Origin of the sequence: Staphylococcus simulans (assembly GCF_003043455.1) — a bacterium.
In the GTDB taxonomy this organism is placed as follows: Bacteria; Bacillota; Bacilli; order Staphylococcales; family Staphylococcaceae; genus Staphylococcus; species Staphylococcus simulans_A.
Genome location: NZ_PZGG01000025.1, coordinates 21,826 through 34,552, shown reverse-complemented (window position 1 = coordinate 34,552; position 12,727 = coordinate 21,826). Strand labels below are relative to the sequence as shown.

The following is a 12,727-nucleotide window of genomic DNA, read 5'->3' as shown; positions in this document are numbered from 1 at the left end:
AAATAGTATGTGCTTTTTTAAACGTAAGTTTAAAAATAAATCAGAAAAATGATTTAAAAGAGGGAGAAACAGGTAATAGAAAGAAGTATGATTGGTTGGGGTTATTCAGATATTTCTATTTTAGTTTAACTACGCTAAATGAATAACAGTTTTCTTTAATACATTCAAAACACCTTTTCAAAGTTTGTTCATAAATTGTGTATATATTAAAAGAAAATGTTATTGCCCATTATGCGAGCGTGCGTTAAACTGTAACAGGAAGCTATGATTAACATTATCAAAAGGGATAAAAGTAACAGAGACAAATAAAAAGTTATTTTTTTCAGTATGTAAGCGCATTCAATAAGAAAGAGTTAAAGAAGCGACTGAACAGTATGACAAATACAATGTTTTTTTAAATCCATGTATATGTTGTGCGGTATGGTCTTTTATTTTTGTAATGATATTGAATGATACTGTTTTAATAATGTATAGCGTCTCTCTACTTGCTTATCACGCATGAGTAAATGGAGGATAGATAGAAATGAGTAATCAAAATGAGCTTAAACGTAATTTAGGTTTCTTCTCAGCCATTTCCATAGTTATGGGAACGGTAATCGGCGCTGGCGTATTCTTTAAAGTTTCCAGTGTCGCAGAAGTAACGGGCTCTACAAGTATGGCAATGTTGGTATGGCTGTTAGGTGGCTTGGTGACAATCTGTGCAGGATTGACTGCAGCCGAACTTGCCGCCGCAATTCCAGAGACAGGCGGACTTGTTAAATATATTGAATATACTTACGGTAACTTCTGGGGTTACTTATCAGGATGGGCGCAAGCATTTATTTATTTCCCAGCAAACGTTGCTGCTTTAGCAATTGTCTTTGCGACACAATTTACTAACTTATTCCATATTAAAGCACATTGGATTTTGTTGATTGCATTGATAACTGCGCTAACTGTATACTTCATCAACTGCTTAGGATCTAAAGCAGGAGGTATGCTTCAGTCTATTACATTAGTAATTAAACTGATTCCAATTATCTTAATTGTAGCCGTCGGCTTCTTTGCACCTAGTAATGTAGAATTCTCACTATTCCCAATTCAATCAGGTGAGCAACAAGGTTTCTTCACAGCCTTAGGTGCAGGTTTACTTGCGACTATGTTCGCATACGATGGTTGGATGCATGTTGGTACAATAGCTGGTGAGTTAAAGAATCCAAAACGTGACTTACCAGGTGCAATCACTATCGGTTTAGGTGCTGTAATGGTTGTTTATCTTTTAATCAACGCAGTATTCTTAATGACATTACCAATTTCAGAAATCAGTGGTAACTTGAACGCTGCAAGTGAAGCTTCTGTTAAAATCTTTGGTAATGGCGGAGGTAAAATTGTCACAATTGGTATTATGGTATCTGTATATGGTGCTTTAAACGGTTATATGATGACAGGTATGCGTGTACCATACGCAATGGCTGAACGTGGCGGTTTACCATTCAAGAACTTCTTCTTGAAATTGACACCAGGACAAGCACCATGGGCAAGTGGTTTAGTTCAAATCGTTATTGCTTTCGTTATGATGTCTTTAGGTGCATTCGATACGATCACAAACATGTTGATCTTCGTTATCTGGACATTCTACACAATGGCTTTCGTAGCAGTAATGATTCTTAGACGTAGAGAACCAGAGATGGAACGTCCTTATAAAGTACCGCTTTATCCGATCGTACCATTAATTGCGATTGTGTCAGGTGTGTTCGTATTAATTAATACATTATTCACTCAAACATTACTCGCATCAATTGGTATAATCATTACTTTATTAGGTATTCCAATCTATTATTATACGAAGAAAAAAGAAGAGAAAAGAAGCTAAATAATCTCAATCATTATGATTAGCCGGCAAAATTGCCGGCTAATTTTTAAATATAAGTTATCTCAATATTCAAAAATCATAGATTTAAGCGTTATAATATAAACAGATACAACTTTAGATACGGTAATAATATGCCGCAATACAAACATAAGGAGTACGATGAATATGAAAATTGCAGTTGCTGGTGCCGGCGCCATGGGCGGCCGTGTAGGCACACAAATTCAAAAAGCAGGTTATGACGTTACATTTATTGATAGTTGGTTACCTCATGTTGAGGCTGTACAAAAACATGGATTTGAAATTCATACTGAAACAGAGACTTATCAAGTAGATGCGACAATGATTACACCTGAAGAAGTGAATGATCAATATGATTTAGTCATCATTCTTACAAAAGCAATGCAATCTGTAGAAATGTTGCAGAAACTGAAAGATAAAGGGGCTATCACTAAAGATACTGCAGTATTGACGATGATGAATGGTTTAGGTCATGATGAACGCTTTAAACAAGTCGTACCTGAAGAACAAATCTATCTTGCTGTTACAATGTGGACAGCTGGTTTAAGAGGACCAGGTAAACTATTACTTGAAGGTGTAGGTACTGTAGACTTCCAACGTGTAGATGGTAAAGAAAGCGAAAGAACGAGAGAGATTAACCAAGTCTTTGAAGATGCTGGTTTAAATCCAACAATTAGTAATCAAATTATGCAAACAGTTTGGTTAAAAGCAGCACTTAATAGTGTAGTTAATCCGCTTTGTACAATTTTAGATAAACGTATCGTTGATTTTGCAGCATACGAAAATTCACGTGAAATGATTACACCTATTATACGCGAAATTGTTGAAGTAGCGGCTGCTAAAGGTGTTGAAGTTGATTTTGACACAATCGTGCATAAAATCGAAGGTTCTTATCCCGTTGAAACACAAGGTTTACATCATCCTTCAATGCATCAGGACTTATATAGCGGTCGTTTAACAGAAGTTGATTACCTAAACGGTCAAGTTGAAGAATACGGTCAAGAATTTGGTATCCCAACACCCAACAATACAATGTTGAAACACTTAGTACATCAATTAGAAATGACACATGTAAAAGCATAATCAATGACTTTAAAAAGCTCTGCATGATGCAGGGCTTTTTTCATTCAAATGTATTTATAAGCACATTGTATGACTAACTTATTTAATTATGGGATAATCAATATACAACTGAAAACGCTTTACAATAGGTTTTAACAAGGTTTCAAAGATTTTCATAAACCTTGCGCAATAAATAAACGAGCTTTAAAGGAGGCTTTTAATCATGAGTGTAAATGTAAGAGACTATATCCAAGACAGTTATGATTTATTTATTAATGGTGAGTTTGTACCGAGCGAATCAGGAGAAACAATCGAAGTTTCAAACCCAGCAACAGGTGAAGTTATCACTAAAGTAGCTAAAGCAAGCGAAAAAGATGTTGATAAAGCTGTTCAAGCAGCACAAGCAGCATTCGATAGCTGGAGTAAAACACCTAAGGCAGAACGCGTAAAATTATTACGTGAAATTGGTGACAAATTATTAGAACAAAAAGATCGTTTCGCAGTTATCGAAACATTAAACAATGGTAAACCGATTCGTGAAACATCCACAATCGATATTCCATTATCAGCACGTCACTACGAATACTTCGCAAGTGTAATCGATACAGATGAAGGTTCAGTTAATGACATGAGTGAAGATATCATGAGTATTGTACGTCATGAACCAATCGGTGTTGTAGGTGCTGTAGTAGCATGGAACTTCCCAATGTTATTATCAGCTTGGAAATTAGCACCAGCACTTGCGGCTGGTAACACAGTAGTCATTCAACCATCATCATCTACACCAGTCAGCTTAATTGAATTAGCTAAAATTTTCCAAGAGGTATTACCTAACGGTGTTGTAAACATCTTAACAGGTAAAGGTTCTGAATCAGGTAACGCAATCTTCAATCACGAAAGTGTAGATAAATTATCATTCACAGGTTCAACAGAAGTAGGTTACCAAGTTGCAGATGCTGCAGCAAAACGCTTAGTTCCTGCAACGTTAGAACTTGGCGGTAAATCAGCTAACATCATTTTAGATGATGCAAACTTAGATGTTGCAGTAGAAGGTATCCAATTAGGTATCTTATTCAACCAAGGTGAAGTCTGCAGTGCTGGTTCACGCTTACTTGTACAAGAAGATATCTATGATAAATTAATGGATCGCTTAAAAGATGCATTCAGCCGTATTAAAGTAGGTGACCCACTAGATGAAAATATTCAAATGGGTTCACAAACAGGCGAAGCTCAATTAGAAAAAATCCAAAACTATGTAGATTATGCTAAAGAATCAGGCGCTGAAATCTTAGTAGGCGGTAATCGCTTAACAGATGGAGAACTATCTAAAGGTTATTTCTACGAACCAACAATTATTGCAGTAGAAAATAACAAAAACAAACTTGCACAAGAAGAAATCTTCGGTCCCGTCTTAACAGTTATCAAAGTTAAAGATGAAGACGAAGCAATTCAAATCGCAAATGATTCTGAATACGGTTTAGCAGGCGGCGTTTTCTCTGAAAACATTAACCGTGCATTGAAAGTTGCACGTGAAGTAAGAACAGGCCGTATCTGGGTTAACACTTATAACCAAGTACCAGAAGGCGCACCATTCGGCGGCTACAAAAAATCTGGTATTGGCCGTGAAACTTACAAAGCAGCTATCCAAAACTATCAACAAGTTAAAAACATTTATATTGATACAAGCAACCAAACTAAAGGCTTATATTAATTTAAAGTGTTTAACTTTAATGGATTATAAACTACTTTAAAATTAACCGTTCATTTCAAGCAGTGTCTTGGAATGGGCGGTTTTTCTTTTTCAGTAGCAATATTGATTGCTGAGTTATGAATAATAAGAAAACTTAATATGAATGAGTTAAGTTGGATATATAGTTGTAGTAGACCATATTTAAAACGCATTGTATAATTATAAATGACTATGTATTGAGTTATAAGACATCATTAATGTGTAAGAATTATTTAGATTTTGTAAAGACGGCCGGTTTTATTGGAGTATATATCGTGAAGTATGTATAATCTAGGACAAACTTTACTTGAACTTTATACGAAGTAAGTGACTGGCCATAAAAATGGGTATATATAAAGACTAACCTTTTGTTTTATTAAATCAGTAATTTTAAACATAGAACGGAGCTATAAAATGGTTAAAGTGAGAATGTTAATCCCATGTTTCAATGAAGAAGATGTTATCAATTACACATATAAAGAATTAACAAAAGTATTAGAAGCAGACTCAATGTTGCAAGGTTATGATTACGATTTGCTTTTTGTAGATGATGGCAGTAGTGATCAAACCATTCAACTAGTTAAGCAATATGCTTTAAAAGATTCACACGTAAAATACATTGAATTCAGTAGAAACTTTGGTAAAGAAGCTGCAATGTATGCTGGATTGGATCAAAGTAGAGATGTAGATGCGGTGATTATTTTAGATGGTGATTTGCAACATCCACCTGAATTAATTCCACAGATGATTGAGAAGTATTTGGAAAATGGTACGGATCAAGTGATTGCGAAACGTAATCGTGAAGGTGAAAAAGCAACACGTAAGTTTATGACACACTGTTATTATAAACTAGTCAATCGTTTTGTCGATGTACCAATTGAAGATGGTGTAGGTGACTTCCGTTTATTAAGTCAGCGTGTCGTACGTACACTTGCGGATTTAGGTGAAACACAAAGATTCTCTAAAGGTCTATTCTCTTGGGTAGGTTATAAATCGGAAACGATTGAATATGAAAACCAAGAACGTATGGCAGGAGACTCTAAATGGTCATTCTTTAAATTGTTAGATTACGGTGTAGACGGTGTTATTTCTTTTAACAATAAACCATTACGCACCATTATGTACTTTGGTATGGGTATTTTCGGTATCAGTTTATTATACTTGTTAATCAATTTCTTAATGATTGTCTTTAATGGTATCGATGCACCAGGTTATTTCACTACTATCTTTGCGGTTCTATTCTTAGGTAGTATTCAGTTGATTTCCTTGGGTGTTATTGGTGAATATATCGGACGTATTTATTATGAAGTGAAAAACCGTCCAAAATATCTTCAACAAGATTCAAATTTACAAGAACAATCACAAGAAAAGAAGAAAACCGAGAAGTTCGAATCAACATCTGATGAGCAAGAAACTCATCCTAATATAGAACCCTTGCATCATGCGATGGCAAAACCAAAACAACCTGTCTCATACAAAACAAATTTACACGAACGAGAAGAAAGTGAATTAAAAGAAAAAGAGAAACAAGCACAAAGAATTAAACAAATGAATGTATAAAATAAAGCGACATGTTTAAGAAAGCAAAATCTTTCGTTAAGCATGTCGCTTTTGTATTAGTCAGTTTCATCATGTGTACGATCTGATTTGAAACCTTGCAGTACGATAAAGAATTCACCAACTACAATGGAAATAATTGTATTGGCTAATAAAGTAACACCTAATAAATTATATCCAATGGTTATAATGAAAAATAAAACAGGGATTATAAACTTAGCATTACCACTTGCTTTTGATGCAATTACTTTTTGAAGAATAAGCGCAACAATTAGCGTAACAAGCGGTACAATCCAATGCATTAAAAATGCCGACATGCTTTATTACACCTCTTTCTTTTGGTTAGCTGCAGAATATTTCTGTTTGTTTTCCTCGTGTCGTTTAAGTTGTTGTTCAAGACCGAATAGCTGAACCGCGCCTAATATAAAGAAAATAATAAAAGTTGGTAAGTTAATGATATGGGTTAAAAATAACACCAACAAAATGACTGAATATACAATCGGTACGGCAAATTTATATTTCTTATTGGTATGACGCAGTATGTAGTGCTGTGTAAATAGAGCGGCAACATACAGAATAACGATACTGATAGTACTTAGGAAAGTAGACAACTTTGCACCTTCTTTATAATATATGATCGATTATGGTTATAGTTTATCATATTAATTGAGCCTGTTAAGGCAATAAAAAACATACCTAAAATCAATTAGGTATGCATAGGAATCAGTCTTTAAAGCCTTTGAAGTTTTTGACAGTGCCGTGTGTATATCTATAAACATGAAACGCCGTTACTAATACATATAGAATATAGATTGGAACGACGATATAGTTTGCGATGAATAAACCTGTCATAACGAGTACAGCAATTACAGGTACAATTAAGTTCCAGTCACTTTTAATACGTTTCATTAAAGAGCCTTGAATTAAAATAACTGTCACGAAGAAAATTAAAGATAAAACCCACATTAAAACTGGAGACATATTAGACAAACCTCCTTACTTATCTATGTTTTTAAGCTTACTTTCATTCTAAAGGCAGTTGATGTGTTAAGCAAATACATAAGAAGCGGGACAGTGCCTTTTGACACTGCCCCGCACTTTGTATGATTACTAGTTAAATGAATTAGAATAATTGATTGTCTTTAGGGAAGACATCGTCGCCTAATGCACGTTGTGCTAAGACGTTGAGATAGTTCCATGGACGATCGAAGTTAGGTTGGAAGAAGAAGTCAACTAACGCTAAATCTTCTAATTTCCAGCCTGCATTGATTGCGACTGAAATTGTATTGATAGATTCTACTACGTCTTCCTTACTCATGATTTGTCCACCTAAGATACGGTGTGAATCTTCATCATAGATAATTTTCAGATGCACAGTTGTATCGTCTTGTCTGAATTTAGGACGTACAGGCACTTCGATATACGTTGCACCTAAATTACCATCATAATTATCTTTTTCTGATTCATGTACACCTGTTTGACCGAATTTATAATCAAATAATGATAAACCAGATGTACCAGAAACTCTAGGCATTTTTAGGTCATGGCTAGCCATGTTGCGTGCTGCGACATAACCTTGACGACGAGAGTTTGTCGCTAATGCGATATAACGTTCTTCTTCGATAGGCGCATAAGGAATCATTGTTGCGTCACCACTTGCGTAAACATCTTTTTCAGATGTTTCAAGGTGATCATTAATTTCAATAATACCTTTAGTACCTAATTTCACTTTGCCATCTAACCATTCTGTCGCAGGTTTGACACCTACAGTAAAGATAACTGTATCGGCTTCAAATTCTCCGTTGTCTGTCACAACACCAGTAACGTTATTATTGTCATCTGCTTTCAATGCTTTCACATTCTCGTTACCTCTGAATTTCAAGCCATGTTCTTTCGTATTCTCTTCGAGAATATCTGTGAATTCTTTATCAAGATACGTTTTAATTAAGCGGTCGCCGTCATCCATAATTGTTGTATCGATACCTGCTTTAACGAAAGCTTCTGCAGCTTCGATACCGATATAGCCACCGCCGACAACTATTGCTTTTTTCGCAGATTTCATACGTTCTTTGATTTTACCTGCCCAGTCAGCACCACGCATGAATAATACGTTATTATAGTCGTTAATGCCGTCAATTGGCGGTGCGTTTGGCACGCCGCCTGGACTTAGGAATAATTTATCATAATCAACTTTAGATTCATTATTGTCTTTATCTTGAACTGTAACTGTTTTATTTTCAGTATCTAAATCAGTGACTGTAGTATTCACGTGTACTTTGATTCCGCGTTCTTCTAGTGATTCTACACTTGCATAGTGAAGTGAATCTAAGCTAGGTGCAACGTCTTCTAAATAACTTTGAATACCACAAGATAAGAACGAAGGTTTATCTGCACTCTCAAACACTTCAATTTCTGCTTCTGGGTCTGAAATTAATAGTGTTTCGATTGCCGCATAACCTGCATGAGAAGTTCCGACAATTACATATTTCATAAAGAAATAGCCTCCTCTAATAAAAGTTTTAATTGTATATAAATAGCTACATTAATATATTTACCCTTGAGATTAGCTTCTAGTCTCTATGTAACGGGTGTATCTGCACAGTTGATAAAATTGTCATATTTAAAATGTACGAAGCATATGCTTTAAAGAGGGTTATGTTGTTCATAGAACATAATCGCTTATAATGAAAGTAATACGAATATGCAGAGGTAGGAAATGAGGGGGAAGTTATGAAAGCAGTCGCACAATTAACACATGCATCTAAAGCCTTTAATAAACAAACGGTGCTGGAAGATATTTCACTGACACTTCACCAAGGTCAAATTATGGGATTGATCGGTCCAAGTGGTTCAGGCAAAACAACAGCCATCAAATGTTGGCTAGGTATGGAACAGTTAGACGGAGGAGAGGCATCTATTTATGAACAATCGATACCAAATAGGAAAGTCTTGAGCCATGTCGGCTATATGGGGCAAACACTCGCTTTATATGAGAACTTAAGTGCGAAAGAGAACTTGGTATTCTTTGGTAATTTAAAAGGATTATCCGGAAAACAATTAAATGACGATATTGAACGTTACATGAAACTGGTAGATTTAGAAGATAAACAATCACAAATCGTTCATACATTTTCAGGAGGTATGAAACGACGCTTGTCCTTAGCTATTACTTTATTAGGGAAACCAGATTTACTCATTTTAGACGAACCGACTGTTGGTATTGATCCGAGTCTTCGTCAAAAAATCTGGCATGAACTGCGTCAACTTGCTGAACAAGGTCAAACGATTTTAATGACAACACATGTCATGGATGAAGCAGAACGTTGCGACCAAGTGGGTTTATTAGTGGATGGTCATATCTTTGCGCTGGGTTCTCCAGATGAATTGAAACAACAGTTTAATGCTTCAAGCATTGAAGAGGTATTTTTAAAAGCAGAGGAGGCGAAGGGTCATGAGGTTCAAGGCAGTATTAAAACGTGTCATGATTGATTTAGTACGTGATAAACGTACGCTGGCTTTAATATTTATCGTCCCTTTAATCATCTTGACGATTATGTTCTTTTTATTTAACAGCGACAATGAAGAACACTTAAATATCGGCTTCTCTGAAAATGTTCCTGAATCATTTGTTAAAGCATTACCTAAAGATAAAGTAAACACAGAAACTTATTCTAATTCTGAATCCGTCAAAACAATAATCGAACAACATGATTTAGATGCTTATGTTGAAAAAGATAAGAAGCAACTATCAGTTACTTATACAAATGAAAACCCAAGTAAAACCTCAGCGGTCAAACAAATTTTAGCAGGTACACTTCAAAAAGATAAAATGCAAGAACTTGCGGGTGAAATGAAAACTATCAAAACAAAACTAGCTGAGATGCCTCAAGCAGGTAAAGCAGCTATGAAGTCAAAACAAACGTCAGAATTAACTTCGCTTGATGCGCATTATTTATATGGAGATGCTGACAGCAGTTATTTTGATAAAATGTTCCCGATTTTAATGGGCTTCTTTGTCTTTTTATTTGTGTTCTTAATTTCAGGTATTGCGTTATTAAGAGAAAGAACAACTGGCACATTAGAACGTGTACTGGCAACTTCAATCAAACGTAGTGAAATCGTGTTTGGTTACCTAGTCGGATACGGTATCTTTGCGGTCATACAAACGCTGATTATTGTACTGTTTTCCATTTACTTATTAAAGGTCGATGTCGCAGGAAGTATCTTATGGGTATTATTAATTAATATACTGATTGCCTTTGCGGCACTTACAATGGGCTTGTTTGTTTCTACATTTGCGAATTCAGAGTTCCAAATGCTGCAGTTTATCCCAATTGTAGTCGTACCGCAAGTGCTATTCTCTGGTATTATTCCACTGGATAATGTGAATCGTTTTATCGCAAGTATTGGTTATTTGTTCCCATTACGCTATGCAGGGGATGCATTGACTAAAGTTATGATTAAAGCACAAATTATTAATGCTTTCTGGTTTGATATCGGTATTTTAGTGCTCTTTATTGTAGTATTTACGATGTTGAATATTGTTGGCTTAAAACGTTATAGAAAAGTGTGAGTGATTTATACATTGAGATCTGTTCAAAGAGGACAGGTCTCTTTTTAGGTTTTATATATGATTCAATCTAAACGCCATGAGAGTTATCACGTTCAACAATGAAAGAAATATCAAATAATACCAATATAAAGGTAAATCACTTGTTAAAGTGTAAGAATAAACCTTAAACGTTTAAGATATTCATTGACAACGCTTTCATTGTGAATTACGATTTATGATAACGGTTACAAAGTTGTATGTACAACTGTTACATAAATAGAGAAAGCAAATGAATAATAAAAGAAGGTGGACACTGTGGAAAGGATTAAGCAACAGATTGAAGCTGGAGATATTAGTGTAGGGATAGAACTTGGCTCTACACGTATTAAGACAGTCGCAGTTAATGCGCAATGTGAAACCATCGCAACGGGTTCATTTGAATGGGAGAACACATTTAAAGATGGATTTTGGACGTATTCACTTAATGATGTTTGGAATGGGCTTCAAATCAGTTATCAATCGATGACAGATGAAGTGAAAGACAAGTATGGTGTGCCTATTAAAACTTTAAAATCATTAGGTATCAGCGGTATGATGCATGGATACTTAGCGTTTGATGATAAAGACGATTTATTAGTGCCATTTCGTACTTGGCGTAATAATAACGCACATGATGCAGCGCGTAAGCTGACAGAACACTTTGGGGTGAATATTCCTGAGAGATGGAGTATCGCTCAGCTATATGATGCGGCGATTCATGATGCCCCGCATACACGTCATGTTCGATACATGACGACATTATCAGGTTATGTGCATTGGTATTTAACAGGTGAACGTGTCTTAGGTGTTGGAGACGCTTCAGGCATGTTTCCAATAGATTCTAAAACGCATCGCTTTAGAGAAGACTTATTAAATCAGTTTAATGACCTTTATCACAAAGAAGGCTATACACAAGATGTTCATGATGTCTTACCAAAAGTGTTGGTAGCTGGAGAAGATGCAGGATACTTAACAGAAACAGGCGCAAAGTTGATTGATCCGAATCAAGAGTTACAAGCTGGATGTCCGATGTGTGCACCAGAAGGAGATGCGGCAACAGGTATGGTCGCAACGAAAAGTGTCGCACCAAGAACGGGCAATATTTCTGCAGGGACAAGTATCTTCTCAATGATTGTTTTAGATCATCCATTGAAGAAATTGTATCCAGAGGTTGATCTAGTCACAACACCTGCAGGTGATGAAGTTGCGATGATTCATGCGAATAACTGTACATCCGATATCAATGCTTGGATGGAATTGTTCGCAGAAGTATTGGATACCATGGGTGCAACGTATACCAAAGAAGACTTGTTTACACGAATGTTTGAGAAAGCACTTGAAGGCGATAAGGAACTGGGTCATTTATTATCTTATGGCTATGTTTCGGGTGAGTTTATTACTGATGTGCCAAAAGGTTATCCGATGTTCATCCGTAGTGTGGAAAGTCAGTTTAATTTAGCAAATGTGATGAAAACACATATTTTCAGTGCGTTCAGCACGTTGAAACTTGGTATTGATTTATTAAAACGTAATGAAGCCCTAGAAATAGACAGTATGATTGGCCATGGCGGCATCTTTAAAACAGAACGTGTGGCACAAAGTTTTTTAGCTGCGGCACTTGAAAGTCCAGTCAGTGTGATGCAGACAGCGAGCGAAGGCGGCGCATGGGGTATTGCGGTGCTTGCGCGTTATCATGTAGACCATCAAGGTCAAAAGCTGTCGGATTACTTAGACCATCATGCATTTGGCGATGTTGAAGCATTGGTGCTTGAACCGAAAGCAGAGGATGTAGAGAGTTTCAAACGGTATATTGAGCGGTTTGAAGCGGGATTACCTTTAGAACGTCAAGCAGATACACATTTTAATTCATAAAGATAAACAAAGGAGAATATTGTGCAGACATTAGAGAGAAATAAGT

General features: G+C 35.9%; 11 protein-coding genes. 7 read left to right on the top strand and 4 right to left on the bottom strand.

The window, feature by feature from the left end; genetic code table 11:
* Positions 1-523 precede the first annotated feature (523 nt).
* The 4 genes from BU038_RS06075 (at position 524) to BU038_RS06060 (ending at position 6,221) form a co-directional block, all read left to right on the top strand.
* A complete protein-coding gene (locus BU038_RS06075; RefSeq protein ID WP_107605276.1) occupies positions 524-1,852 on the top strand; it encodes an APC family permease in 1,329 nt (442 codons plus the stop codon).
* A gap of 165 nt (positions 1,853-2,017) precedes the next feature.
* On the top strand, positions 2,018-2,953 hold the full coding sequence (locus BU038_RS06070; RefSeq protein WP_107605275.1) for a ketopantoate reductase family protein: 936 nt from the start codon (positions 2,018-2,020) through the stop codon (positions 2,951-2,953).
* Positions 2,954-3,155: 202 nt separating this feature from the next.
* On the top strand, positions 3,156-4,643 hold the full coding sequence (locus BU038_RS06065) for an aldehyde dehydrogenase family protein (RefSeq protein ID WP_107605274.1): 1,488 nt from the start codon (positions 3,156-3,158) through the stop codon (positions 4,641-4,643).
* 432 nt (positions 4,644-5,075) lie between these two features.
* The gene (locus tag BU038_RS06060) at positions 5,076-6,221 is read left to right on the top strand and encodes a glycosyltransferase family 2 protein (protein WP_107605273.1); all 1,146 of its coding nucleotides are present in this window, start codon (positions 5,076-5,078) and stop codon (positions 6,219-6,221) included.
* 56 nt (positions 6,222-6,277) lie between these two features.
* Here BU038_RS06060 and BU038_RS06055 read toward each other — a convergent pair whose 3' ends face one another.
* The 4 genes from BU038_RS06055 to BU038_RS06040 form a co-directional block, all read right to left on the bottom strand.
* Positions 6,278-6,535 carry a hypothetical protein gene (locus BU038_RS06055; RefSeq protein WP_107605272.1) on the bottom strand — a complete coding sequence of 86 codons (258 nt, stop codon included), beginning with the start codon at positions 6,533-6,535 and terminating at the stop codon, positions 6,278-6,280.
* Between the two features lie 6 nt (positions 6,536-6,541).
* Positions 6,542-6,829, bottom strand: coding sequence for a hypothetical protein (locus BU038_RS06050; RefSeq protein ID WP_107605271.1), 288 nt, complete (start codon positions 6,827-6,829; stop codon positions 6,542-6,544).
* Positions 6,830-6,941: 112 nt separating this feature from the next.
* On the bottom strand, positions 6,942-7,199 hold the full coding sequence (locus BU038_RS06045) for a hypothetical protein (RefSeq protein ID WP_107605270.1): 258 nt from the start codon (positions 7,197-7,199) through the stop codon (positions 6,942-6,944).
* A gap of 142 nt (positions 7,200-7,341) precedes the next feature.
* The gene (locus tag BU038_RS06040; RefSeq protein WP_107605269.1) at positions 7,342-8,709 is read right to left on the bottom strand and encodes an FAD-dependent oxidoreductase; all 1,368 of its coding nucleotides are present in this window, start codon (positions 8,707-8,709) and stop codon (positions 7,342-7,344) included.
* Positions 8,710-8,948: 239 nt separating this feature from the next.
* Here BU038_RS06040 and BU038_RS06035 point away from each other — a divergent pair, with 239 nt between their 5' ends.
* From BU038_RS06035 to BU038_RS06025, 3 genes are all read left to right on the top strand, one after another.
* Complete coding sequence (locus tag BU038_RS06035; RefSeq protein ID WP_107605268.1) at positions 8,949-9,707, top strand: ABC transporter ATP-binding protein; 759 nt, start codon at positions 8,949-8,951, stop codon at positions 9,705-9,707.
* A complete protein-coding gene (locus tag BU038_RS06030; protein WP_107605267.1) occupies positions 9,670-10,791 on the top strand; it encodes an ABC transporter permease in 1,122 nt (373 codons plus the stop codon). The genes BU038_RS06035 and BU038_RS06030 overlap by 38 nt, the downstream gene beginning before the upstream one ends.
* Positions 10,792-11,085: 294 nt before the next feature.
* Positions 11,086-12,681: a xylulokinase gene (locus BU038_RS06025; RefSeq protein WP_428843595.1), complete on the top strand. Its 1,596-nt coding sequence runs from the start codon at positions 11,086-11,088 to the stop codon at positions 12,679-12,681.
* The last annotated feature ends 46 nt before the right edge of the window (positions 12,682-12,727 follow it).

Excerpts from the sequence above, each read along its gene's own strand:
- BU038_RS06070 (WP_107605275.1), top strand. The coding sequence starts at position 2,018 with ATGAAAATTGCAGTTGCTGGTGCCGGCGCCATGGGCGGCCGTGTAGGC.
- BU038_RS06030 (WP_107605267.1), top strand. The coding sequence starts at position 9,670 with ATGAGGTTCAAGGCAGTATTAAAACGTGTCATGATTGATTTAGTACGT.
- BU038_RS06035 (WP_107605268.1), top strand. The coding sequence starts at position 8,949 with ATGAAAGCAGTCGCACAATTAACACATGCATCTAAAGCCTTTAATAAA.
- BU038_RS06045 (WP_107605270.1), bottom strand. The coding sequence starts at position 7,199 with ATGTCTCCAGTTTTAATGTGGGTTTTATCTTTAATTTTCTTCGTGACA.
- BU038_RS06040 (WP_107605269.1), bottom strand. The coding sequence starts at position 8,709 with ATGAAATATGTAATTGTCGGAACTTCTCATGCAGGTTATGCGGCAATC.
- BU038_RS06075 (WP_107605276.1), top strand. The coding sequence starts at position 524 with ATGAGTAATCAAAATGAGCTTAAACGTAATTTAGGTTTCTTCTCAGCC.
- BU038_RS06055 (WP_107605272.1), bottom strand. The coding sequence starts at position 6,535 with ATGTCGGCATTTTTAATGCATTGGATTGTACCGCTTGTTACGCTAATT.
- BU038_RS06060 (WP_107605273.1), top strand. The coding sequence starts at position 5,076 with ATGGTTAAAGTGAGAATGTTAATCCCATGTTTCAATGAAGAAGATGTT.
- BU038_RS06065 (WP_107605274.1), top strand. The coding sequence starts at position 3,156 with ATGAGTGTAAATGTAAGAGACTATATCCAAGACAGTTATGATTTATTT.